Genomic DNA, 24,621 nt, shown 5'->3' with positions numbered 1-24,621 from the left:
CACCCGCCGGCAAGCCCATCAGAACTCTGTGATCTCGACCTCGAGCTTGCGGAAGCCGTGGACGAAGTTAGCGCGGACGCGTTCGATATCGCCTGCCAAGTGTACACGCATCCGGCGCTTGTGCAGCTCTTCCAGCAGCACGCGCAGCTGCAGCTCGGCGAGGCGGGCGCCGACGCAGCGGTGGATGCCGTAACCGAAGGCGATGTGACGGCGGGCATTCTCGCGCGTGATGTCGAGCTTGTCCGGGTTGTCGAACACTTCCTCGTCGCGGTTTGCCGACAGGTACCACAGCACGACCTTGTCGCCCTTCTTGATGGTCTGGCCGAAGACCTCGGTATCTTCGGTGCAGGTCCGGCGCATATGGGCGAGCGGGGTCTGCATGCGCAGGATTTCCTGCACCGCATTGGGAATGAGTTCCGGTTGCTGTTCGAACAGCTTGCGCTGGTCGGGGTTCTTGTCGAGCTGGTAGATGATCCCGCTCATGGAATTGCGCGTGGTGTCGTTGCCGCCCACTATGAGCAGCACGAGGTTGCCCATGAATTCCTCGGGGCGCATCTGGTTCATCGCCTCGGAGTGGATCATCATCGAGATGAGATCGTCGCCCGGTTCCTTGTCGTGGGTGCGTTCCACCCACAGCGTCTGGAAATAGGCGCCCATCTCCTTGAGGATTTCCCAGCGCACCTTGTCGAGCGCGCGGACCGAGGCAAGCTCGGTGTCGCCCGACCAGTCGGACCAGAAGGTCAGCAGGCGGCGGTCTTCCCACGGGAAACCGAACAGGATGGCCAGCATGCCGGTGGTCAGCTCGATAGAGACCTTGTCGACCCAGTCGAACACTTCCCCGCGCGGGAGCGAATCGAGCAGTTCACCGGTGCGCTGGCGGATCTCGCCTTCCATCTCGGCCATGCCGCTCGGAGTGAACTTCGGCGCGACCGTGCGGCGCTGGCCGGTGTGCTGCGGACGGTCCATGGCGATGAACATCGGCAGTTCGCGGCTGTCTTCACCGGCTTCGGCGAGCTCTTCCTCGGTCAACCGGTTGAGGATCGTGATCCCGCCATGCTCCCAGCTGGACGAGAAGACATCGGGCAGCGCCTCGATATGCTGGATTGCCTTGTGGCTGACCACGGCCCAATAGGGGCCGAAGGGGCTTTCGGGAATGTAATGGAGCGGGCCTGCCGCGCGCATTTCGCGGAAGATCGGATGCCAGGTGTTCTCGGCGTAGATATCGCTGCGGCTCACGTCCCACTTGTGCGGATGCTCGAAGCGTTCCTCGGGATGTTCCTCGAAATGCTTTTTCAGCGCCTCGTAGGCTGTGGGGCTCGAGCGCACTTCGGGGCGGGCTACTGCAGCGGTTGCCATGTCTCTCTCCTTGCGGCGGCGACTCTCGTGACGCCTGTCCTCTCGCCGGCAATCCTGCCTCAACTGACACTCGTGTCAATAGCGAGTTGCAAAAAGGAACCTAATGGTCGCCGTTGCCGTGGGATTGCACCGATGCGACGAAGTCAGCCCCTGGCCGCTCGCCCGATGCCGAACCATGCCTTTTTCGTCTTTCCGCCGGCTCCCGATTTCATGACCAGCTTACGGAACAGGCCCGAGCCGACCTTCACGAAAATGCCGACCCACAGCAGTTGCCACGCGATTGCGGCAAGATGCGTCCAAAGTACGGGTGACTGCGCCGCGCGCGCCACCATCGCGTAGGGCGAGGACACGGGGAAGATTACGGCGAAGAGCTCGACCGGCGAGCCTGCATCGCTCAGCGCGTAGGTCGCGAGGAAGAAGACCGCGAGCTGGAGGATGGTTGCCGGCATCGAGAGCGTCTGCACATCGCGCACGGTCGGCGCCATCGAACCGATGGTGAGGAAGACCGAGCCAATCAGCAGGTAAGCGGTGGCGAAATAGGTCACGAAAAGGACCACGAACAGCGGCCATCCCACCGCAGGCGTCGGAACAGGTCCGAGCGCCGAACTGCCGAGCCACAGGATCGTGCCGGCGAGACCGCCCCACACCGCGATGCCCACGAAGCTGACGCCGAGCATGGCGAACAGCTTGCCGTAGAACACGGCATCCATCGGGATGGCGGCGGCGAGGATTTCGATAATCTTGTTGGCTTTCTCCTCGACCAGGTTCGACAGCACCATGCCAGCGAGCAGCATCGTAAGGAGGAACAGCAGCGTGATGGCTCCGGTCGCAGTGGCCGTTTGGGCGCTGCGAATGGTGGCGACGCTGGTGGCCGTGGGCTTCAGTGCAACCTGCGGCAATTCCGCGGTCTGGCCGCCCCGGGCTTCGGCGGCGAGCAAGGCTACCTGCCCGCGCCAGCGGTCGATCCGTTCCTGCGTGCCCGACAGTTCGGGCGCTTCGAGCGTGCCGGTCAGCACCGCGCCGAAATTGCGCGATGTGTCAGAAAGCAGGCGGTCGGCCTCGCGAAGTTCGTCCGCCCCGACCACTGCGATTTCCGGCAGCGAGACCGCATCCTCCAGCCGAGCATGAGCGGCGGCGAAGGCGGCGCCTTCCTCCTCGATCAGGACTACCGCGAGGCGCGGAGGGTCGGCGCTTTCCGCCGCCTTTGCACCGAGCGCGCCAGCCATCACGCTGATCGCCCCGAAGAAGATCGGGCCGAGCAGGAAGAACAGGAAGGCCTTGGAAAACAGGATCGCGCGGAAATCGCGGCGGGCGATGACCATGGCTGCGCGCCACAGCGGAAGACGGCTTGCATCGGCCATTATGCGATCTCCCCTGCTGCATCCTCGTCGAGTGCGCGCGCTGCGGCCTCGCCGGCGATTTCGACGAAAGCGTCGTGCAGGCCGGCCCGCTCGATCGAAAGCGACAATATGCCCGCACCGCCATCGATCAGCCGCTTGAGCAGCACTTCGATGCCGCTGTCGGGGACCGGGAAGTACCAGAAATGCCCCCCGTGGGCCTTCTTGTCGTGACGGGCGTTGTCGGGCAGCGCGCCGCGCCATTCGCCCTCGCCATTCGCTGTCTCGAGCCTGACCTGAGCGGGAATGCGATCGCGCGCGACGTCGACCGAGCCGGCATAGGGCACCTTGCCCCCGGCGATGATCGCCACGTCGTCGCACAGGCGTTCTGCATGGTGGATGACGTGGGTCGAGAAGATAACCGTGGTCCCTGCCTCCGCCATCTCGCGGATCAGCCCTTCGAGCTTGCCCTGGTTGATGGCATCGAGACCGCTGAAAGGTTCGTCGAGCACCACCAGCCTCGGCTTGTGGACCAGCGTGCCGAGGAGCTGGACGGTCTGAGCCATGCCTTTCGAAAGCTGGCGGATCTGCTTGTCGACCGCATGGCCGAGCCCGTGCCCTTCGAGCAGTTCGCGCCCGCGGCGGCGGCCCTCTTCCACGGGCAGGCCGCGCAGGGCGCCCATGAAGCCGATCGCCTCGTCGCACTTCATCGACGGGTAGAGGCCGCGCTCTTCGGGAAGGTAGCCGATCCAGCGGGCGATTTCGTGCGGGCGCTCGTGCCCGAAGACGCGCCGCACGCCTTCGTCGGGATCGATGATGCCGAGCAGCATCCGCAGCGTGGTCGTCTTGCCCGCCCCGTTCGGCCCCAGAATGCCGTAGATCGCGCCCTCGGGGACGGATATGTCGACCCCGTCCACCGCCAGCGTCCGGTCGAACCGCTTGACGAGACCGCGCGCCTCGATTGCAAGTGGGGGCGAGCTGGTGTCGTGGGCTCGCGGGACGGCGTCGGGCTCGGTAAGCATGACCGCGAGTTAACCGCGCGAAGTGAACGGGAGCAACAGCAAGTTTGGTTAAGACCGCATCTCTGGAGGCCATGCAGGAGGAATTGAGGGCCGAGGCCAGCGCGCTGGGCTTTGCGGCCTGCGGCTTCACGGCGGCCGCCACCGATCCCGTGCGCGCCGAGCGGCTCGACCAATGGCTTGGCGAAGGCCGCCACGGATCGATGGAGTGGATGGAAACGCGCAAGGCCGAACGCGCCTCTCCGCAAGGACTTTGGCCGGACGCGCGGAGCGTCATTGCCCTCGGTATGAGCTATGCGCCGGACGTCGATCCGCTCGCGCTGGAAGGCGATCCCGAGAAGGTGCGGATTTCCGTTTATGCCCAGGGCCGCGACTATCACGATGTGGTGAAGAAGGCGCTGAAGGCGCTCGCCCGCTGGCTCATCGCGCGCGCGCCCGACAGCCAGCTCAAGGTGTTCGTCGATACCGCCCCGGTGATGGAAAAGCCGCTGGGCGAGGCTGCGGGGCTCGGCTGGCAGGGCAAGCATACCAACATGGTCAGCCGCGAGCATGGCAGCTGGCTGTTTCTCGGCGCAATCTATTCAACTCTCGAGTTCCAACCCGATCCGCCCGGTAGGGACAGCTGCGGTTCGTGCCGCGCCTGCCAGGACGCCTGCCCGACCGATGCTTTCCCCGCGCCCTACCGGCTCGATGCAAGGCGGTGCATTTCCTACCTCACGATCGAGCACAAGGGGCCGGTGGACAAGGAGTTTCGTGCCGCGCTCGGCAACCGGATTTACGGCTGCGACGATTGCCTTGCGGTGTGCCCGTGGAACAAGTTCGCCGATACGGCCCACCGCCATTTGAAACTGGCACCGCGCGACGAGCTGGTTGCGCCCGATCTCGTGCAGTTCCTGGAATTCGACGATGCGGGGTTCCGCCAGTTCTTCTCCGGCTCGCCGATCAAGCGGATCGGGCGCGACCGTTTCGTGCGCAACTGCCTTTACGCGGCCGGGAACAGCGGGAACGCCGGCCTGCTGCCTCAGGTCGAGCGCTTGCGCGCCGATCCCGATCCGGTGGTCGCCGACGCCGCCGACTGGGCGGCGGCACGGCTCAGATCATTTCCTTGAGCGCCACGGTGGTGTCGGCGAGCAGTGCAGGGTCGATCTCGGCCCGCGTCTCGACCAGCTTGCGGCCCTGCGCATAATCGCGCGTGTTGTTCACGCAGTCGAGCGCGATGACGCAGCCTTCCTTGAGGTAGATTACCGAGAACTTGCGTTCCGCCGGATCGCCGCGCAACACGCAGGCATCGTGGCCCAGCGAAAGGCCGACGGTCTGCAGGCGCAGGTCGTACTGGTTCGACCAGAACCACGGCACGGCGTCATAATCCTGCTTGTCGCCCATGATCGATTTGGCTGCGACGCTCGCCATGTCGTTGGCATTCTGGACCGATTCCAGCCGGATGACCGCATTGCCAGCGTATGGGTTGGCGTGGGCAGCGCAGTCGCCGATCGCATAGACATCGTCGAGCGAGGTGCGGCAGAAGCTGTCGACGTCGACCCCGTTGCTGCCGGCAGCGCCCGCTGCAATCAGGGGACCGACGGAAGGCACGATCCCGATGCCGACGATCACGATCTCGCAAGGGATGGTTTCGCCGGTGGACAGCGTCACGCCGGTTACGCGGCCGTTCTCGCCCTCGATCCGCTCGACCCCGGTTTCTAGCCGCAGGTCGACGCCGTGGCTGCGGTGCTCTTCGGCATAGAAAGCAGAGAGTTCCGGGCCTGCGACACGGGCGAGCACCCGGTCCTGCATTTCGACCACTGTCACGGCGCAATCCATCTTGCGCAGCACGGCGGCCGCTTCGAGCCCGATATAGCCCGCGCCCACGATGACGGCGCGTTTTGCGCCGGCCTCGATCTCGCTCTTGAGCGCATCGGTGTCGCGCCGGTTGCGGATCGTGTGCATGCCGCCGAGGTCGGCGCCCGGGCATGACAGGCGCCGCGCATCGCCGCCGGCCGCCCAGATCAGCTTGCGATAGGTGACCTTGGTATCGTCCGACAGTGCCAGCGTGTGCGCCAGCGGATCGACCTCGTTGGCGTTGGCACCGAGCCGGAACGTGACATTGCGCTCGGCCCAGAACTTCTCCGGCCGGATGAGGATCTTCTCGAAGGGCTTCTCGCCGGCGAGATAATCCTTCGACAGCGGCGGGCGCTCATAGGGCGGGTTGCGGTCGCGGCTGGCGATGAGGATGCTGTCCTCGTGCCCAGCCTGGCGCAAGGCGATTGCCGCCTGCGCTCCGCCGTGACCCGATCCCACGATGACGACGTCGAAATGCTCCATGACGCGCAGGGCTGGCCGCAAACGCCAGCCCGGTCAAGCTTTCCCGCGTCCGCTCAGCGCGCCAGCAGGTTGCGCGCCATGCTGGCGATCTGGGCGAGCATGGCCGGCGCAACGGGCGTCTGCGACTGCGCGCGGTCGACCATCGAGCGGAACTGGCGCACCGCCGCATGGTGGTCCGCGACCCAGGCGTCGACCACGCCGCGCATGTCGTCCTTCGCATCCTTGCGGCGCGAGAGACGGCGCAGCAGCTCGAGGCGCATCTGCTGGAAATCGCGCGCGATGCCCGACACCAGCAGGCGTTCCCATACGTCGGACGGGTTCATCAGGGCAGCCGTGCCCTGTGCCCAGTCGATCCCCAGGTTGGCCCCGATATCGGAGAAGCCATGGGTCAGCGGCAGCGGGTCGATGCCCGTGTCCGCTGCCAGCTTGGCGAGGCCCACCGAACCGTCGAGATCGAAGATGTGCGTGATATGCGATGCAATCGCATCGGGCGCACCGGCCTTGGTGAAGGTTTCGTGCAGGCTACGCGACTGGGTCTTGAGCTCGCTGCCGAGCAGCTCGTCCGTGGACTTCACCAGCAGCGCCACGTTCTTGCCCAGCTCTTCCACCATGCGGGCGGGCTGGACACGGCCGGCACCGGTGCGCAGCACGTCGGACATGAGGTTGCCGACTGCCGCGGCAAGGCGGTCGAACAGCAGCAGTCGTGCCGATTCTTCCATCTTCGCCGTGTCGAGTTCCGTCCAGATCGAGCGCAGGTCGAACAGGTGTGCGGCAGCAACGAAGGCCCCTGCCACTTCGGACAGTTCGACGCCTTCTTCTTCCGCCAGCTCGAACGGATGGATGATGCCGAGGCGGTTGACCATCGCATTGGCGAGCTTGGTCGCGATGATTTCGCGGCGCAGGCGATGGTTCTCGATCTGCTGGCGGAACTTGCCGCGCATCGGCTCCGGGAAGCTGCGCATCAGCAGGTCGTGCAGGATCGGATCGTCGGGCAGGTCGCTTGCTTCGATCGCGTCCTGCAGGACCAGCTTGGCGCTGGACAGCAGCACGGCAAGCTCGGGGCGGGTCAGTCCGGCACCATCGGCAGCACGGCGCTGCAACGTCTGGTTGTCGGCGAGGCCCTCAGTCCGGCGGTCGAGATTGCCGCCGTCTTCCAGCGTCTCGATCAGGTGAAGCTGCGACGCCATGGCGCGCGCCCCGCCCATTTCGGCAATCGACAGGGCGAGGGCCTGCAGTCGGTTGTCCTCGAGCACGATGGCCGACACCTCGTCGGTCATCGATTCGAGCAGTGCAACGCGCTTGGGTTCGGACAGGCGGCCCGCGCGCTTGGCGGCTGCCAGCGCGATCTTGATGTTCACCTCGTTGTCCGAACAGTCCACGCCCGCGGAATTGTCGATGAAGTCGGTGTTGCAGCGCCCGCCGTTCAGGGCATATTCGATGCGGCCTGCCTGCGTGACGCCGAGGTTCGCACCTTCGCCGATGACGCGGGCGCGCACTTCCTTCGCATCGACGCGCAGCACGTCGTTCGCCGGGTCGCCGACCTGGACGTTATTCTCTGTCCCGGCCTTGATGTAGGTGCCGATGCCGCCGAACCAGACGAGGTCGACCGGCGCCTTGAGGATGGCGGAAATCAGCGCCTCAGGCTCGATCTCGGACTGCTCGATGCCGAGCAGTTTCTGCATCGCCTTGGACAGCTTGATCGACTTCGCGCCGCGCGAATAGACGCCACCGCCCTTGGAGATGAGGCTGGCGTCGTAATCCTCCCAGCTCGAGCGGGGGAGGTCGAACATGCGCTTGCGCTCCTTCCAGCTCTTGGCCGGATCGGGATCGGGATCGAGGAAGATGTGGCGGTGGTCGAACGCAGCCACCAGCTTGATCGCCTTGGACAGCAGCATGCCATTGCCGAAGACGTCGCCCGACATGTCGCCGCAGCCGACGACCTGCACCGGCTCGCTCTGCACGTCGATGCCCATTTCGAGGAAGTGGCGCTGGACGCTGACCCAGGCACCCTTGGCAGTGATGCCCATGGCCTTGTGGTCGTAGCCCTTGGAGCCACCGCTCGCGAAGGCGTCGTCGAGCCAGAAATCGCGGCTTTCCGCAATCGCATTGGCGACGTCGGAGAAGCTGGCCGTGCCCTTGTCGGCGGCGACCACGAAGTAGGGGTCCTCGCCATCGGTGATGACCACGCTGTCGGGATGCAAGACCTTGTCGTCGACGATGTTGTCGGTGACCGACAGCAGCGTGCGGATGAAGGCCTGGTAGCTGCCCTTGCCTTCCGCGGCCCAGCCGTCACGGTCGATCGACGGGTCGGGCAGCTGCTTGGGATAGAAGCCGCCCTTTGCCCCTGCCGGGACGATGACCGCGTTCTTCACCCGCTGGGCCTTCATCAGGCCGAGGATTTCGGTGCGGAAGTCGTCACGCCGGTCGGACCAGCGCAGGCCGCCGCGAGCCACGGGGCCCGAGCGAAGGTGGATGCCTTCCACGCGGCGCGAATAGACCCAGATCTCGCGCCACGGAACAGGCTTCGGCAAGCCGGGAACGAGCGAGCTGTCGATCTTGAACGCCAGCGCTTCGGCCGCAGCGGGAGCAAAGGCGTTGGTGCGCAGGATCGCGTCGATCAGCGCATTGTATAGGCGCAGCAGGCGGTCGTCGTTGATCGCCTTGACCTTGGACAGGGCGCGCTTGATCGTGTCGCGCGCATCCTTGATCGCGTCTTCGCGGTTACCCACGAAGGCAGGGTCGTGCCGGGCGGTGAACAGGGCGATGAGGCCGCGCGTGATGTCCGCGGCCTTCGCCAGCGCGTCGACCACCGTGTAGATGGTGAAGCCCATGCCGGCCTGGCGAAGGTAGCGGTAGAAGGCGCGCAGCCAGTCGGTCTCGCGCGCGCCGAGGCCGGCCTCGACCACGAGGCGGTTGAACACGTCGTCTTCGGCATGGCCGTTGAGGACGGCGCCGATGGCCTCCTCGATATCGCCGGCGCGTTCGACCAGCCCTTCGGCGTCGATGCCGGGAGCGAGCTGGAGCGCGAAGTCATGGATGGTGCCGAGGCGTCCGTCTTCGAGCACGGTCGGCATTTCGGAGCGGACATGGAAGCCGAAGTTCTCAAGCGCCGGGACCGCATCCGACAGCGGCAGGCTGCCTTCCGCCTGGTAGAGCTTGAGGCGCAGGCAGCGCTCGTCCTCGCGGTCGCACAGGTAGAGGCGCGCGCCGCGATGGGGTGCATCCTCTTCCTCGTCGGCATGGTGGCCGAGTGCGCGCAGGCGCGAAATGTCCTCGGCCGCCTCGCGCGGGCCGAACCGGGCGCGGTAGGCGGTCGGGAAAGCCTCGGCAAAGCGCATGGCAAGCGCGGCGGCGCGGCCCTTTTCCTCGAAGGCGAGCAATTCGGTTTCCACCGCTTCGCTCCAGCCGCGCAGCAGGGTCTGCAGCTGCTGTTCCAGCGCCTGTTCGTCGGGCGATTTAGAGCCGTCGCGGATGTCGAGCACGAAGCGCAGCATGGCAAGATTGCCGCCTTCGACCTCGAGGCTCCAGTCGAGCAGGCGCGCCTTCGCGCCTTCTTCGAGCAGGGCGAGGATCTGCAGGCGGACCTGCGTTGCCAGCATGTCGCGCGGCATCCACACGAAGGCGAAGAGGTGGCGGGCCAGCGGCGCCTCGACCAGCGCAAGGCGCGGGCGTGGGCGGTCGACCAGGCTCATCATCGTGGTGGCGATGCGTGCCGTGTCTGCTTCGGAAAAGCCGATGACCAGATCGTGCGGCAGGGCGGTCAGCGCATGGACCAGCGCCTTGCCGGCGTGGCCGGTCTCGTCGAAATTCAGGTCGTCGCGGATCTGTTCGAGCCGCTGGCGCAGGATCGGCACATTGCGTGGCGGCGAAGCGAGCGCGGCACTGGTCCAGACGCCTGCGTGAACCGACAGCGCGACGACCTTCTTGCCTTCGCGCACCGGCACGAGGAACAGGTCGAGCGGTACATGGCGATGGACGCGCGATACATGGTTCGCCTTGATGATGAGCGGGGTGCGGGCCTCGCCCTTGCTTTCGAACCAGGCGAAGGCGCGCTCGTAACTGGCGTCCACAAGCAGGTTGCGCGCGCCCTTGCGGCAGATGCCCAGCCCGCCTTCCTGCGTGCCGTCGCGGCGGCGCACGACATGGCCGAGCTGGGTCAGCATGCCCGAATTCAGCCATTCGAGCAGGGCTGCGCCTTCCTCGTCCTCGATCCGCTTTGCATCGTTCGCCATGGCGGCCTGGAGCTGGGGCCAATCGGCAACGGCAGCGCGCACGTCGGCGAGCGTTTCGTTGAGCGTTTCCTCGATCGCCTGGCGGCGCTTGGCATCGACCCGCGGAGCCTCGAGGTAGATCATCGACTCCCAGAAGGCGTCTTCCGGCTCGCCTTCGTCAACGCGGGCGAGCGTGCCGTCGGACTTGCGCTCGACCGGCACGACCGGGTGGATCAGGCGGTCGATGGCAAGGCCCATGGCGGCGATTGCGGCAGCCGTGGAATCGACCAGGAACGGCATGTCGTCATTGACGATGGCGATGCGCGTGAAGCGGCGGTCCTCGCTGATCGACTGGATCGCGATCGCCGGTTCGCCCGGGCGGCGCTTGTCGGCGGTTTCCGCAAGGAAGGCTGCCGCCTCGTCGAAATGCGCCTGGTCGAACGGCGTGTCTCCCGGAAGCAGAGAGTCGCGCATGTGCTGCGCGATTGCCTTGGCGTGGGGAGTCATCGCGGTGGTGCTGCTCGCCTTGTCGGCCTTTTTCGAACCCATGGGGGCCTCTCGCATGCGGGCGTACGATCATTTCGCAGCCGTGTAATTTGTGAGTCGTCGGGCATTACCCGATGGAGGGCGATTAGGCCTGTTGGAGAGCCGCCGCAAGGCTGGCCTCAAGGAAATTCGCAAACGTATGCGCGCCGATTCCGTAGCGTCGCACCGGGAGGCTTTCAGGCAAGTGCGGCAAGCGCCCGTTCGAGCGAGGCGATGCGCTCCGCCGGATCGAAGGTCGGGCCGGCGAAGATAATCTCGTCCGCACCGGTGCGCTTCACAAAGGCTGCGATGCTGGCGGCGCATTGGTCGGGTGTGCCGATCGCGCTGGCCTGGCCGATATGGGCGAGCATGGTCTGCGCCGTGGGCGGCAACTGCGCTCGATAGCCTTCCACCGGCGGTTTGAGCTTCGACGGCTGGCCCGTGCGCAGGGCCACGAAAGCCTGCAATTGCGAGGTTGCCAGCGTCTCCGCCTCCTCCTCCGTCTCGGCACAGAACAGGTTCATCGCGGCCATCACATGGGGCTGCGCGCAGGCTTCTGACGGCCGGAAGTCGCGGCGGTAGATTTCCAGTGCGGCATCCAGATGGTCCGGCGCGAAGTGGCTGGCGAAGGCATAGGGCATGCCGAGCCTTGCAGCGAGCTGCGCGCCGAACAGGCTCGAGCCGAGCATCCAGAATTCGGGCCGTGCACCGATTCCGGGGGTGGGGTGGATTGTCGTATTGCCGGCCATGAAGGCCTGCAGCTCGACCACGTCCTGCGGGAACATCTCGGCAGCACGGTGGAGGTCCTTGCGCAGCGCGCGCTGGAGTTCGGGGCCGGCGCCCGGTGCGCGGCCGAGCCCCAAGTCGATCCGCCCGGGAAACAGCGCGTCGAGCGTGCCGAACTGTTCGGCAATCTGGAACGGCGTGTGATTGGGCAGCATGATCCCGCCCGAACCGATGCGGATGGTGCTGGTGGCATTGCCGATATGGGCGAGCACGACCGAGGTGGCACCGCCGGCAATGCCTTCCATCGCGTGGTGCTCGGCCACCCAGTAGCGTTTGCAGCCCAAGCGCTCGGCCGCCTGCGCCAGGTCGCGGGCAGCGGCGAAGGCTTTCGTCAGCGTGCCGCCTTCACGGACCGGCACGAGGTCGAGCACGGAATAGGCGGTCACTCCTGCGGCTCCAGCTGTTCGAGATAGCTGCGCGCCTGTTCGGCCTGCGGGCTGTCGGGCGCGACTTCGAGCACCGACTGGAAACTGGCGCGCGCATCAGCCTCGCGCCCCGAAAGCGCGGCGATCACGCCCGCTTCCAGTCCGACCATGGGATCGCGCGGGGCAAGGAGGGCCGCGCGCTCGATCTGCTGCTGCGCCTCGCCCAGCCGGGCCATGCGGCGCGACAGCGTGGCCGAGAGCAGCCAGGACTGCGGATCGTCGCCATCGGCCTCGCGCGCTTCGGCCAGCGCGGATGCGGCATCGTCGGGGCGGTCGAGCCGGACCAGCACGCGGGCAAGGTCGACCCTGAGGTCGGCTGCAAGCGGGCCGTCACCTGCGGCCTGCGCCTGCCCGCCTGCACGGTCGAGCAGCACCAGCGCCCCTTCCAGGTCTTCGCCGGCCAACGCGGCGTTCCCGGCCATGGCGGTCAGACGCGCGGCATAGGCGAGATTGTCGGCAGGTGCTTCCGCGCTGGCCAGTTCGAAAATCTCGCGCGCTTCGGCAGTCCGGCCGAGCCTGACGAGTGCCAGCCCCAGGCAATGGGCCGACTGCGCCATTTCCAGCTCGTCGGCAGCCGTTTCGCGCCAGCGCTGCGCGTAATCGAGCGCCTCGTTGGGCGTCGACGATGCCTGCCTGAGGCACGAGCCGAGCCGTGCGCGCTTCACCTCGTCGACCGTTTCTTCGCGCGGAGGGCGATCGGCGAGCTCGTCGGGAATACCCGGCATCCCGCCGCCGGTGGGATTGGGTCCGACCTGCATCAGCAGGATGGCGAGCGGTGCGGCAAGAAGGGTCATTGGCGTTCCAGATCGTCTAGCAATCCGCCCACGGTGCGCAGCAGCAGGGCGATGTCCTGCGGGCGCGAGAGGCGGTGGTCGCCATCCTTGATAAAGGTCAGTTGAACCGCATCCGAACGCAGGGCACCGGCAAGTTCCATGCTTATCTGCCACGGCACGTCGGCATCGCGGTGGCCGTGCATGAGCCTTGCCGGGACATCGAGCGCGACGGGGCCGGTCAGCTGGCGCTGCGCCTGCCCGTCGGCCCAGAAGCCTGCGTGCATCGGAGTTGGCTCGGGGCCGTAGGGATTCTCTTCATAGACCGTCTGCCCCGCAGACAGGGCCTGCTTGTCAGCGTCGGAATATCCCCATTCGGTAAAGTCGGGTGCGGCAGCGATACCGACGAGCCCTGCGAGCCTTTTGCCCATCGCGAGCCCTGCAAGCAGCATCAGCCAGCCGCCCATGGAGGAGCCGATCAGGATCACGTCACTTTCGGCCCGCGCCTCGACCAGCGCGACCACTTCCAGCGTCCAGCGCGAGAGCGTTCCGTCGGCGAAATCGCCCTCGCTCGCGCCGCAGCCGGAATAGTCGAGCAGCAGGCAGGCGCGGCCTTGCGCCTGCGCCCAGTCGAACAGGGCGGTGGCCTTGCCGCCTTCCATGTCGGACATGTAGCCGGGCAGGAAGACCAGCGTCGGGCCACTGCCGGGCGTATGGCGGAAGGCGATGCGCCGCCCGTCGGGCATCGTGTGGAACTGCTTGTCGCTCATGGCCTCATGCTGTCGCTGCCAGCGACCGCCAATGCAAGCCTAGAAGAATTCGAACTCCTCGACATCGGGGTCCTCGCGGCACATCGACTTGATGGCCTGGAATTCCTTGTCGGTCAGCACCGGCTTGAAGCTCTTGCCCTTGGCCGCCGCGCGATAGGCGCGGGCGCGTTCGCCGGGGCCCGGGTGGCTGGCGATCCAGCCGGTGATATTGCTTCCCTCGCTGTCTTCCTCGTCCCCGCCGAGCCGTTCGAAGAATTCTGCAGCGCCGAGGGGAGAGATGTCGCTTTCCGCCATGCGGGCGCGCGAATATTCGTCCGCCTCGCGCTCGGCATCGCGCGAATAGCCCATGGAGGCGAGGCCGAAGATCGTGTCGCCCACGCCCGAATTCGCGCCCGAAAGCAGGATCGAGAGGCCGAACTGGCGTAGCAGCGCGGTCATTACGTGGCGTTCGCGCACATGGCCGACTTCGTGGCCGAGCACGCCGGCCAGTTCCTCGGGTGTTTCGGCCTGCTGCACGAGTCCGTCGAACAGGAGGACCCGCCCGCCCGGCACGGCGACTGCATTGACCATGCCGATATTGGCGACACCGGCGCGGACCTGTTCCTTGGCCGGATCGACCGAATCAAGCAGCTTCGCCATGGCCGCATCGCCTGCGGGCGTGCTGCACAGCCTACCGCCGAAGTCGCCGATCATGGCATCGCCCAGCTTGCGTTCCCAGCTGACCGGTACGCGCGGGCCCAGCCAGTCGGGCGCGGTCATGAACAGCGCGACGGCTGCAACACTGACCGCGGCGAAGATGGCGGTCGCCTTGCCGAGACCGAGATTGTCGACCCAGGCGCCATACGTTGCCTTGGCCGGCATGCGCGCGGCAAGGCCGGCTGGAAGCTCGGCCGGCAAAATGAGTCGGAAGTCGGGCTCGCTCGTGCGCTTGTAAACTTTCTGCCCGCCGCGCTCCTCGCCCCAGGCGAGGTCGGATAGCGGCACCTCCATGCGGCTGGTCGGCGCGGCGAGACGGAGGCTGTCGCCCCCGTCCCACACAGCCTCGCCTTCGTGGCGGACGGCGTTCTGGCCGTCGTACCACTGGGCCGCCAGCTGGAACGCCTCGTCGTGCATCAGATCGCGCCGATGTCGAAGGCGTCGAGCAGCCCCTCGCCATGCTTTGCGGTGGCGGTGGTCGACTGGGTCAGGTCGTCGAGCAGGATTTCGCCGCCGGCTTCCATGTGGGTCATGAAGAACTTCCAGTGGCGATAGCTGAGGAAGATGAAACCTATGCCCAGCGTAAGGACCACCAGCAGCGCGTCGCCGATCAGCAGCTTGACCCAGTCCATCGTCGAAGCCTCGAAATTAAAGCGCAAATCGCCCCAGCTCGTCGAGCCGACGACCTCGCGGTAGAACTTGGCATAGAAAGCCACCGCGATCAGGCCGAGGCCGATGTAGAAGAACAGCACGAGCGCCACGATCATCGCGACACCGCCCATGGCAGCGCCGCTTTCTCCGCCGAGGCCGTAGCCGGCAAACGCACCGGTGGCGCCGGCCACGATCGCGCCGATGAAGAACACGAAGGGCGACAGGTAGAACAGCAGGAAACGCCCGAAGACATTGCCGCTGTCGGCACTGGATTCGAAGTGGTGCGGGCCGAAGCTCATCTTGCCCATCCGCTCGTTCCACAGGCTCGTCATCGACCAGGGGATAAGCAGGCCTGCGGGAAGGTAACCGACGAAGGTCTTCCACATGTACGACAGGCCGTATTTGAAGCCCGGATCGTTGCTGCCGCCGCGAATGCCGCGCCAGCGGGTGCGCGAGAGGCGGTAGCGCAGCGCCCGGAAGCGCGCGAGGCCGGTCAGGTAGAACAGCAGCAGCAGCGGCAGGATACCGAGGATGGCACCGGCGACTTCATATCCGCGCGCTATCAGCGACTGGGCGACGAGGTTAAGCAGGAACACCGGCAGCACGAACAGGCCGAGCACCAGGGCAAAGCCGATGAACAGCTCCTTCCCCGTCCCGGTCCATTCCAGCCGTTCGTCGACGAAGCGGCTGTGCGACCAGAGATACTTGCGTTCACGCGTGGTCGCCCAGAAGCGGTAGATACCCAGCGTGACGATGGTCAGCAGCAAGTTGGGGAAGGCGATCTTCGCGAAATCCTGCCAATTGCCGTCGAAACCGAAGGCGCTGTCCGCCTCGATATGTCCCTGTTCCATAGTAGTTGTAGCGACCCCCCGCCCTATAAATCCGAATGGAATCCCATCCACCGGCGGTTCTTCAGGGCGAGGGGTTGCAAGTCAAGCGCGCCGCTCAGTCGCGCAGGAATATCTCTTCGATTTGTGTCTCGAAAACATCTGCAATGCGGAAAGCGAGCGGCAGCGAGGGGTCGTAACGGCCCGTCTCGATGGCATTGACGGACTGGCGGCTGACTTCCAGCCGCTCGGCGAGGTCCTGCTGGCTCCAGTTGCGCTCGGCGCGCAGGACCTTGAGGCGGTTCTTCATTCTCCCGGCACCTTCTGCCACAGGTTGGACAGGCCGGTTCCGATTGCCCAGGCGGGCAGGACCCACCAGGCCCAGACGTGCGGCACCAGTTCGAACATCTCGAGGAAGCCCCACAGGATGCCCACCGACAGCACCAGGCCGAGGCCGTGGATCGATGCCATGATCGTGCGGTGGCGCAAGTATTCGTCGGTTTCGTCGGAAAGGTAGCGCGCCATGGCCCAGATGATGCCGAAGGTCGGCAGTACCGGGAGGAGCGATATCGCGAACACCGCCGGCGCGGACAGCTCGTAATTGCGCCACACGGTTATCGCGAGGCCGAGGCCCAGGACATAGCCGAAGCTGCTGGCGATCACGCGCTTGTTGTAGGCCAGCGTGGCAGCGCTGCTGCAATCGCCGCGGTTCTGCGCGCGGACCATCGGGATCAGCAATCCGCAGGATGCGGCCATCAGGATGAAGCCGGTCGGCCCATTGATGGCATCGGTGATCTTGAGCGCACCAATCATCGCGACCACCGCGAGATAGAGGCCCGCCCAGAAGCCGGGCGAGCGCCCGCTGCGCGCGGTTTCCTGCGCACTCATGCCCGGAACACCTTCAGCGGGTTGCAGGCCTTTGCCGGGCGCATCGTCACCACCGCAAGCGCGGGCAGGGTGATCACGGCCGTCTCGGCCATCGCCGCAGGGACCAGGCCCTGCGTGGCTCCGATCGCCAGAAGTATAGTGGTGGCCGAAAGGCCGATGGCAACAATCATGCGGGACATCGTCAAGCCTCCTTGAATTTGTGTAAAGCGTATTTGTCATGTGAGTCGCTTATTGTCAAGCACGCTTTCCAAAATGGAGCGGCTGCTTTCCGTCCACGCGATTTGGGCTTGTCACGAGCCTGTCGCGCGGCGCAGGCATTGGAGCGACGAGGAGAGACGCCACATGTTCAAGACCGAACCGCCTGCATCCGCCCCGATCGCGCCGCTCGACCGGCGCACGCTGCTGAAGGGCGGCGCGCTAGGGGCGGGCCTTCTGGCGGCTCCGCTATCGGCGGCATCGGGCGCGCGCGGGTTCACCCACGGCGTGGCGAGCGGGGAACCGGGCGTCGAAAAGGTCATGCTGTGGACGCGCTATGTTGCCGACGATGTCGTGGCGCTCGAATTCCAGGTCGCCGAGACGCAGGATTTCGCCGATCCGGTGGCGGAAGGCAGCGCGATTGCCAGCCCCGAAACGGATTGCTGCGCCAAGGCCTGGGCCGACGGGCTGCGGTCGGGCAAGTGGTACTATTATCGCTTCATCGCGCCCGACGGCTCGGTGTCCGACACGGGCCGCACGCGCACTCTCCCCGAAGGGCCGACCGCGCGCTGGCGCATGGCGGTGTTTTCCTGCTCGAACATCGGCTTCGGCTGGTTCAATGCCTATGCCCATGCAGCCGATGCCAACGAGTTCGACTGCGCGCTGCACCTGGGCGACTATTTCTACGAATACGGGTACGGCACTTACCCTTCGGAGGCCGAATGGCTGGCCGCCCGCGCCCCGCTCGACCCGCAGTCCGAGATCGTCCTGCTGAACGATTACCGCGCGCGCTACGCCCAGTATCGCAGCGATCCGGACCTGCGTCGCCTGCACCAGGTCTACCCGATGATTTCGGGCTGGGACGACCACGAAAGCACCAACGATAGCTGGGAAGGCGGTGCCCAGAACCACCAGAGCGAGACCGAGGGCGAATGGAGCGTGCGCAAGGCTGCAGCCATGCGCGCCTATCGCGAATGGATGCCGGTGTCGGACGAGCCGTGGGCGGCGTACGAGGTCGGCGATCTTGCCACGCTGTTCCGGCTGGAAACCCGCCTGACCGCGCGCTCGCAGCAGTTCGATTACGGCATGCTGCTGCGCGGGACGACGTCGCCCGAGCAGGGCATCGCCGCGCTCACCGCCTTTCGCGAGGAGCGCTACCGCGATCCGGCGCGCGAGGTCCTTGGAGCGGAGCAGCAGGACTGGCTTGCCGACGGGCTGATGCGTTCGGCCAAGGGCGGCAAGGCCTGGCAGGTGCTGGTCCAGCAGGTGCTGCTCGGCAAGTCCTCCTCGGCCACATCGCTGACCGACAACCTTCCTGCGGGCCTGCCCGACTTCGTGCAACGCAGGGTAGTCGCCGGGGCGCTCGCATCGCGTGCAGGCCTGCCGATCAACATGGATGCTTGGGACGGCTATCCCGCCGCGCGCGAGCGTCTCTACCAGGCATCGCTGGCAGCCGGGGCGAACCTCGTCAGCCTTGCCGGCGATACGCACAATGCCTGGGCTTTCGACCTGACGCATGGCGGCGAGCGGGTCGGCGTGGAATTCGGCGGCCAGTCGGTGACGTCTCCCGGGTTCGAGAATTTCCTGCCGCAGCTGAAGCCTGCCGACATTGCCGGCGCACTGGTCGAGCGCAATCCCGAGCTCAAATGGATGGACGCATCGCGGCGCGGCTACATGGCCGTGGAACTGACCCCGTCGAGCGCCACCAGTGAATTCCGCTTCCTTGCAGGCGTGCGCGACAAGGGCGCCGGTGTCGTCGGCACTCACCGGGTGACGGCGCTTGCGGGCCAGCGGGCCTTGCAGGCCGGTTGAGTTCTTAACCTCTCGGCGCTATCTCGTCCGGCATGACGCACACGCGCATCACGACGACCACTACCACCACCCCGGGCTTCCGGGGGCGGTCGGTCGCGGTCTGATCCGCGGCTTCCCGCCGCCCGGTTTCGGGCGGCAGGGTGTCAGCTTCCCGAAATCGCGATAAACCAGCGACACCGCCCTTCCGGTGCGCGCTCCGTTGTGGCAGGGCGCGCCCAAACGAGACGGAAATACGAGTGACATGACGGAACTGCTCAAGATCAGCCTGCCCGACGGTTCGGTACGCGAAATGCCGGAAGGCTCCACGCCTGCCGATGTCGCCGCCGCGATCGGCCCCGGCCTTGCCAAGGCCGCCATCGCCGCGCGCATCGACGGTGAACTGCGCGACATCAACCGCCCCTTCGAAGGCGATGCCGAGCTTGCGCTGGTGACTGCCCGCGACGAGGAAGACGCGCTCGAACTCGCACGGCACGATTTCGCGCACGTCCTTGCCGAAGCGGTCCAGTCGCTCTTCCCGGGCACGCAGATCACTTTCGGCCCGGCGACCGACGACGGCTTCTATTACGACGTGAAGGCCCCCGCCACGCGCGAGCCGTTCAGCATGGACGACCTCCCCGCGATCGAAGAGGAAATGCGCCGCATCATCCGCGCGGACAAGCCGCTGCGCCGCGAAGTGTGGAGCCGCGAACAGCTGATCGCGAAGTGGGAGGCCGAAGGCGAGGTCTTCAAAGCCGAATGGGCGAAGGAACTCCCCGAGAACGAGGAGCTGACGGTCTACTGGTCGGGTGAGGACTGGCTCGACATGTGTCGCGGCCCGCATCTCGCCTCGACCGGCAAACTCGATCCCGATGCCTTCAAGCTGATGCGTGTCGCTGGGGCCTATTGGCGCGGCGACCAGAAGAACGCGCAGCTCACGCGCATCTACGGCACCGGCTGGCTCAACAAGAAGCAGCTCAATGCGCACCTCACGCGCCTCGAGGAAGCCGCCAAGCGCGACCACCGCAAGCTCGGCCGCGAGATGGATCTCTTCCACCTGCAGGAAGAGGCGCATGGCAGCGTCTTCTGGCATCCCAAGGGCTACCGCATCTGGCGCGAGCTCGAAGCTTACATGCGCCGCAAGATGGACGGCGCGGGCTACCGCGAAATCAAGACGCCGCAGCTGATGGACGTGCGCCAGTGGACGCAGTCCGGGCACTGGGGGAAATATGCCGAGAACATGTTCGCGGTCCCCGACATCGTGCCCGAAGTCGGTGATGACGGCGAAACCGCTGCCTCGCCCAAGGTCGCCGACGATGCCGAGTGGATGGCGATCAAGCCGATGAACTGCCCGGCCCACGTGCTCGTGTTCAAGCAAGGCATCACGTCTTACCGCGACCTGCCGATCCGCCTGGGCGAAATGGGCTGCTGCCACCGCAACGAACCGCACGGCGCGCTCCATGGCCTGATGCGCGTGCGCCAATTCACGCAGGACGATGCGCACATCTTCTGCACCGAAGCCCAGGTGGTCGAAGAGGTTCGCGCCTTCTGCAAGTTGGCGGACGAGGTCTATCGCGACTTCGGCTTCAGCTATCACGTCAAGCTCGCCCTGCGCCCCGAAAAGCGCTTCGGTAGCGAGGCGGACTGGGACAAGGCGGAACAGGAACTGCGCGATGCCGTAGCCGAAGCCGGCATGGCGAACGAGGAATACGGCTGGGAAGAACTGCCCGGCGAAGGCGCCTTCTACGCGCCCAAGCTCGAATGGCATCTCACCGATGCCATCGGCCGCACCTGGCAGGTCGGCACGATCCAGGGCGACCGCGTGCTGCCCGACCGCCTCGATGCGACCTATGTCGGCGAAGACGGCGAGAAGCACCGTCCGGTCATGCTCCACCGCGCGATCTTCGGGTCCTACGAACGCTTCATCGGCATTCTGATCGAACACTTTGCCGGACGCCTGCCGACCTGGCTTGCGCCGGTGCAGGCCGTCGTCGCGACCATCGTGTCCGATGCGGACGGCTATGCGAAGGAAGCGGTCGAGAAGCTGAAGGCCGCAGGCATCCGTGTCGAAAGCGACCTGCGCAACGAGAAGATCAACTACAAGGTGCGCGAGCACAGCCACGCCAAGGTGCCGCACCTCCTGGTCGTCGGCATGCGCGAGGCGGAAGAGGGCACTGTCGCGGTGCGTACGCTCGGCCAGCAGCACCAGAAGGTGATGAGCCTCGACGAGGCGATCGCGATGCTGAAGGACGACGCGACGCCGCCGGACCTGCGCGAAGGCTGAGCTGACGGATGGAGCTGCTCGCGGGCTACGGGCCGGCGGCGATTACCGCCGCGCTCCTGGCCGCATTCGGCTCCGCCTTCGTGCGCGGCCTGACAGGCTTCGGCATGGCGATCCTGATCGTGCCGATCCTCGCGCTGGCACTGTCGCCTGTCCATGCCGTCCTGCTGACCAATTTCCTCTCGGTCTTCATCGGGCTTTCCGAGATTCGCCGGTTGCTGCGCGAGGCGGAGAGATCGGCCTGGGCGATTATCGCGCTGGTCGCGGTGACGACACCGGTGGGCCTCTACCTGCTCAGCATCACCACGCCCGCGCTCGCCCGCGTGGTCATCGCCTTTATCGCGCTGTCCGCCTTCGTCGCAGTGCTGTTGCCGCGTCGCGGCGCACTGGACCATCACCCCGCCACCACGGCCGGTGTCGGAGTGCTGAGCGGATTGATGACGGGGTATGCCGGGATGCCGGGGCCGCCGGTCGTGCCCTATTACGTGGGGCGCGACATTCCGCGCGAGACGGCCAAGGCATCCATGCTGCTGATCTTCACCTGCGCTTCGACCACGGGCCTCGTCAGCGGCAGTGCAATCGGCGTGCTCGACTGGAAGCTGGCGCTGTTCGCGGTGGTGCTCTTCCCGGCGGTGCTCCTGGGCAACTGGCTCGGCAACCGGGCGTCGGGGAGGATCGAGGATCGCACGTGGCGGATCTGCGTGGGCGTGGTGCTGGGCGCAGCCGCTATGGGCGCCTTGTGGAAGGCGTTCGCCTAGGTCGTTTAGAAGGGCAGGGCCGGCCCGGCGAGGGCCAGTGCGAACCCGCAGCCGCTCACAATCAGGGCACGCGCCATTTCGGCCGCCGGGATCGACGGGACATGGGTGCGTGCGAGAGCGATAGCCTTGGCCATGCGGCCATTCTCGCCTGCAAACCCTAACGAAGTGTTAAGGCTTCCACCCTGCCGAGGGCATCTGCTGGCTGGCGCAGTGAAAGCCGCCGCCGCCTGCCAGCACCGCGTCGCCCGGCAGGCCGATCGTGGCGCGGTCGGGGAACAGGTCGGCGATGGCCGCCACGCCTTCCTCGTCATGCGGGCTGCCGAAGGTCGGCACGACCACGAGATGGCTGGTGATGGCGAAATTGACGTAGCTTGCCGGCTCGACATGGTCGCCGCTGGTCACGAGACCGGGCGAGGGGATTTCGCGTACCTCCACGCCTGCCGCCTCTGCCCGCCGCTTCGCATCGGCATAGATTTCGGCATTGGGGTCCGCGCTTCCGGTCGCCCGCGGAATCACCAGTGTGTTGGGCGCAACGAAGCGCGCCAAATTGTCGACATGGCCGTCGGTGTGGTCGTTGATCAGCCCGTCGCCCAGCCACAGCACGCGGGTAAAGCCGAGGTAGCGGGCAAGCCGGCATTCGAGTTCTTCGCGGGACAAATGGGGGTTGCGATTGGGGTTGAGCAGGCACTGCTCGGTCGTCGCGACGAGGCCGGTGCCGTCGCCGTCCACCGCGCCCCCTTCGAGGATCCAGTCCGCCGTATCGAGCGGCAGGCCCTCGTCGCGGGCGAGCTCGGCACCGATGGTCTGGTCGCCTGCCATCATGTACTTGCCGCCCCATCCATTGAAGCCGAAGCGCCGCGCGGCCCGCTCGCCCGCCGCATTGGCAACCACCAGCGGCCCGGTATCGCGCAGCCAGACATCGCCATAGGCGCGCCGCTCCAGCTGGACGCCGCCGGTCACGAGCGACCGCGCCCGTGCCTCGTTGGCATCGTCGCGCACCAGCAACCGCACTTCCTGACCGCTTTCGGCCACTGCACTGGCGAAGGCGGCGATCTGTTCCTGCGCGCGGGGCAGCACTTCGGGCCATTCGTCCGCATCGTGCGGGAAGCCGATCCAGAGCCAGTCCTGCGCAGCCCATTCGGGCGGCATGATCCAAGAAGAAGCGTCGGTCATGGCCGCGCGGTTAGGCCCAAGTCTCCCCCCTGCGCAACGAAAAAGGGGGACGCGTTTGCGCCCCCCTTTCCATAATTGCCATTGCCGGCCTCAGGCGTCGGCAGGCTTGCTTTCGCTTTCACCCTTCGTGCTAGGCAGGGCCTTCTTTTCCGCCTTTGCAACCGGCCCGTCCTTCGGCGCCTTGTCGGCCTTTTCCTCGACCACGAAGCCCGCGGTCTGCTCGGCCGGGCCCTTGACCAGGCTGTTGAGGCTCGAGCCGTCGAGGCCCAGTTCCTTCATCAGCCCGTCGAGCACCGGCGCCTGCGCCCGGTAGGCGAGCGCCGCGCTGACCGCATCGGTGGCAAGGTTGCCCGAGCCGCCGGCTGAAGCCGCACCGCCCGACGACTTGCCGCCGCCATTGGTGAGGCCGTCGACCTGGACGATCTTGATGCTCTCGATCGCTTCCATCGGCTTGGCGCTTTCGCGGACCAGTTCCGGCAGGACCTTGAGCAGTGCCATCTTGGTCTGCAGGCTGATCTGGTCGGACGACAGGATGTTCGCCGCCTCGTTGATCGCACGCTGACCGGCCGCTTCGACTTCGAAGCGCACGCGGGCGGCTTCGGCCCGCAGCTTTTCCGCTTCGGCCTCGCCTTCCGCTTCGCGGCGGATGGCTTCGGCGCGGTTGGAGGCCGCATCCTTCTCGGCTTCGGCATCGACACGGATCTTGATCGCGTCACGCTCTGCCTGCTTCGAGGCCTCGATCAGCTCGATGCGCTTCTGGCGCTCGGCGATTTCGGTTTCGCGGCTGGTTGCGACCTGTTCCTCGGCAGCGACCGCCTTGGCGCGGGCCTCGTCGGCCTCCGCCTTGGCCTGGCTTTCCTCGCGGCTCTTGTTCTGGACCGCGATCTGCTGCTCCTGGCGAGCGATTTCGAGCGCGCGCTGCTGGTCGATGCGGGCTTCCTCGACGAGACGGTCGGCCTCGATCTGCTGCGCGTCGACCTGCTTCTTCGCCTCGATCCGTGCAGCGTCTGCCTCCCGGGTCCGCTCGGCCTGTTCGCGGGCGATTTCCGAGGACTGCGCAGCGCGCCGCACTTCGACCTCGCGCTCCTGCTCGAGCCGGGCGTATTCCTGGTCACGCTTGATCTGGAAGCTCTTCTGGTCGGCTTCGAGGTTCTTCGTCTCCATCTGCACGCGCGTGTCCTGTTCGATGTCGTTGCGCAGTTTCTTGCGCGCCTCGATCTGCTCGGTCAGCTTGGTGAGACCTTCGGCGTCGAAGGCGTTGTTGGCGTTGAAGTGCTCGATACTGGTCTGGTCGAGACCGGTCAGCGAGACCGATTCGAGCTCCAGGCCGTTCATGGCGAGGTCGTTGGACGACACCTGCTGCACCTTCTGGACGAAGTCGGCACGCTGTTCGTGCAGCTCGTTCATCGTCATGCCCGCAGCCACGCTGCGCAGCGCGTCGACGAACTTGCCTTCGACGAGGTCCTTCAGGAGCTCGGGCTGCATCGTGCGCTGGCCCAGCGTCTGCGCCGCCATCGCGATCGCTTCGGCATCGGGCTTCACGCGGACGTAGAATTCCGCCTTCACGTCGATCCGCAGGCGGTCGAGCGTGATCAGCGCCTCGCTGTCGCGGCGGACCACCGACAGCACCAGCGTGTTCATGTTGACCGGCATGGTCTCGTGGAAGATCGGGAAGACGAGCGCGCCGCCGTTCATGACGACCTTCTCGCCGCCGACGCCGGTGCGCACGAATGCGATTTCCTTCGATGCACGACGGTACATCTTCAGCAGGAAGGTGATGAAGATGAGGGCAAGGATAAAGCCCCCGACCGTCACCACCATCGAAGTTCCAAACAGGGTTTCCATT

The 24,621-nt window shown here is 66.2% G+C and carries 20 protein-coding genes; 4 read left to right on the top strand and 16 right to left on the bottom strand.

Annotation, left to right across the window (positions count from 1 at the left end; all coding sequences use genetic code 11):
• Positions 1–18 precede the first annotated feature (18 nt).
• The 3 genes from GRI42_RS10860 to GRI42_RS10850 form a co-directional block, all read right to left on the bottom strand.
• A complete protein-coding gene (locus GRI42_RS10860) occupies positions 19–1,356 on the bottom strand; it encodes a cytochrome P450 (protein ID WP_160608508.1) in 1,338 nt (445 codons plus the stop codon).
• Between the two features lie 143 nt (positions 1,357–1,499).
• Positions 1,500–2,717 carry an ABC transporter permease gene (locus tag GRI42_RS10855; protein ID WP_160608507.1) on the bottom strand — a complete coding sequence of 406 codons (1,218 nt, stop codon included), beginning with the start codon at positions 2,715–2,717 and terminating at the stop codon, positions 1,500–1,502.
• Positions 2,717–3,715: an ABC transporter ATP-binding protein gene (locus GRI42_RS10850; protein ID WP_160608506.1), complete on the bottom strand. Its 999-nt coding sequence runs from the start codon at positions 3,713–3,715 to the stop codon at positions 2,717–2,719. The genes GRI42_RS10855 and GRI42_RS10850 overlap by 1 nt, the downstream gene beginning before the upstream one ends.
• A 71-nt stretch (positions 3,716–3,786) precedes the next feature.
• Between GRI42_RS10850 and queG the strand changes: the two genes are divergently transcribed.
• Complete coding sequence (gene queG / locus GRI42_RS10845; RefSeq protein WP_160609186.1) at positions 3,787–4,821, top strand: tRNA epoxyqueuosine(34) reductase QueG; 1,035 nt, start codon at positions 3,787–3,789, stop codon at positions 4,819–4,821.
• On the opposite strand, the gene GRI42_RS10840 is transcribed toward queG, so the two are convergent.
• The 10 genes from GRI42_RS10840 to GRI42_RS10795 form a co-directional block, all read right to left on the bottom strand.
• Complete coding sequence (locus tag GRI42_RS10840) at positions 4,805–6,031, bottom strand: NAD(P)/FAD-dependent oxidoreductase (protein ID WP_160608505.1); 1,227 nt, start codon at positions 6,029–6,031, stop codon at positions 4,805–4,807. The genes queG and GRI42_RS10840 overlap by 17 nt on opposite strands.
• A 53-nt stretch (positions 6,032–6,084) precedes the next feature.
• On the bottom strand, positions 6,085–10,791 hold the full coding sequence (locus tag GRI42_RS10835) for an NAD-glutamate dehydrogenase (protein WP_160608504.1): 4,707 nt from the start codon (positions 10,789–10,791) through the stop codon (positions 6,085–6,087).
• 173 nt (positions 10,792–10,964) lie between these two features.
• The gene (locus GRI42_RS10830; protein ID WP_160608503.1) at positions 10,965–11,939 is read right to left on the bottom strand and encodes an LLM class flavin-dependent oxidoreductase; all 975 of its coding nucleotides are present in this window, start codon (positions 11,937–11,939) and stop codon (positions 10,965–10,967) included.
• A complete protein-coding gene (locus GRI42_RS14160) occupies positions 11,936–12,772 on the bottom strand; it encodes a tetratricopeptide repeat protein (RefSeq protein WP_160608502.1) in 837 nt (278 codons plus the stop codon). The genes GRI42_RS10830 and GRI42_RS14160 overlap by 4 nt, the downstream gene beginning before the upstream one ends.
• Complete coding sequence (locus GRI42_RS10820) at positions 12,769–13,518, bottom strand: alpha/beta fold hydrolase (RefSeq protein ID WP_160608501.1); 750 nt, start codon at positions 13,516–13,518, stop codon at positions 12,769–12,771. The genes GRI42_RS14160 and GRI42_RS10820 overlap by 4 nt, the downstream gene beginning before the upstream one ends.
• Positions 13,519–13,557: 39 nt before the next feature.
• Complete coding sequence (locus tag GRI42_RS10815) at positions 13,558–14,631, bottom strand: M48 family metallopeptidase (protein ID WP_160608500.1); 1,074 nt, start codon at positions 14,629–14,631, stop codon at positions 13,558–13,560.
• Positions 14,631–15,716 (bottom strand): YjgN family protein, encoded by a 1,086-nt coding sequence (locus GRI42_RS10810; RefSeq protein WP_160608499.1) that lies wholly within the window; start codon positions 15,714–15,716, stop codon positions 14,631–14,633. The genes GRI42_RS10815 and GRI42_RS10810 overlap by 1 nt, the downstream gene beginning before the upstream one ends.
• A gap of 94 nt (positions 15,717–15,810) precedes the next feature.
• Positions 15,811–16,002 (bottom strand): helix-turn-helix transcriptional regulator, encoded by a 192-nt coding sequence (locus GRI42_RS10805; RefSeq protein ID WP_160608498.1) that lies wholly within the window; start codon positions 16,000–16,002, stop codon positions 15,811–15,813.
• Positions 15,999–16,580: a hypothetical protein gene (locus tag GRI42_RS10800; protein WP_160608497.1), complete on the bottom strand. Its 582-nt coding sequence runs from the start codon at positions 16,578–16,580 to the stop codon at positions 15,999–16,001. Before GRI42_RS10800 ends, GRI42_RS10805 begins: the two co-directional genes overlap by 4 nt.
• Positions 16,577–16,759 carry a hypothetical protein gene (locus GRI42_RS10795; RefSeq protein ID WP_160608496.1) on the bottom strand — a complete coding sequence of 61 codons (183 nt, stop codon included), beginning with the start codon at positions 16,757–16,759 and terminating at the stop codon, positions 16,577–16,579. Before GRI42_RS10795 ends, GRI42_RS10800 begins: the two co-directional genes overlap by 4 nt.
• Positions 16,760–16,922: 163 nt before the next feature.
• On the opposite strand from GRI42_RS10795, the gene GRI42_RS10790 reads away from it, so the two are divergent.
• From GRI42_RS10790 to GRI42_RS10780, 3 genes are all read left to right on the top strand, one after another.
• Positions 16,923–18,587 (top strand): alkaline phosphatase D family protein, encoded by a 1,665-nt coding sequence (locus GRI42_RS10790; protein WP_160608495.1) that lies wholly within the window; start codon positions 16,923–16,925, stop codon positions 18,585–18,587.
• 241 nt (positions 18,588–18,828) lie between these two features.
• The gene (gene thrS, locus GRI42_RS10785) at positions 18,829–20,847 is read left to right on the top strand and encodes a threonine--tRNA ligase (protein ID WP_160608494.1); all 2,019 of its coding nucleotides are present in this window, start codon (positions 18,829–18,831) and stop codon (positions 20,845–20,847) included.
• An 8-nt stretch (positions 20,848–20,855) separates the two neighbouring features.
• Positions 20,856–21,602, top strand: coding sequence for a sulfite exporter TauE/SafE family protein (locus GRI42_RS10780; protein WP_160608493.1), 747 nt, complete (start codon positions 20,856–20,858; stop codon positions 21,600–21,602).
• 5 nt (positions 21,603–21,607) lie between these two features.
• Here the strand turns inward: GRI42_RS10780 and GRI42_RS14075 are convergent, their stop codons facing one another.
• The 3 genes from GRI42_RS14075 to GRI42_RS10770 form a co-directional block, all read right to left on the bottom strand.
• Positions 21,608–21,736 (bottom strand): hypothetical protein, encoded by a 129-nt coding sequence (locus GRI42_RS14075; RefSeq protein ID WP_267904389.1) that lies wholly within the window; start codon positions 21,734–21,736, stop codon positions 21,608–21,610.
• Positions 21,737–21,770: 34 nt separating this feature from the next.
• Positions 21,771–22,775, bottom strand: a complete 1,005-nt coding sequence (locus GRI42_RS10775; RefSeq protein WP_160608492.1) for an agmatine deiminase family protein — start codon at positions 22,773–22,775, stop codon at positions 21,771–21,773.
• 90 nt (positions 22,776–22,865) lie between these two features.
• Positions 22,866–24,596 (bottom strand): flotillin family protein, encoded by a 1,731-nt coding sequence (locus GRI42_RS10770; RefSeq protein ID WP_407692165.1) that lies wholly within the window; start codon positions 24,594–24,596, stop codon positions 22,866–22,868.
• Between the last annotated feature and the right edge of the window lie 25 nt (positions 24,597–24,621).

The sequence above is a fragment of the Qipengyuania gaetbuli genome, assembly GCF_009827315.1.
Classification (GTDB): Bacteria; Pseudomonadota; Alphaproteobacteria; order Sphingomonadales; family Sphingomonadaceae; genus Qipengyuania; species Qipengyuania gaetbuli.
The sequence above is the reverse complement of the archived record's forward strand: the minus strand, read 5'-3'. Positions and strand labels throughout refer to the sequence as shown.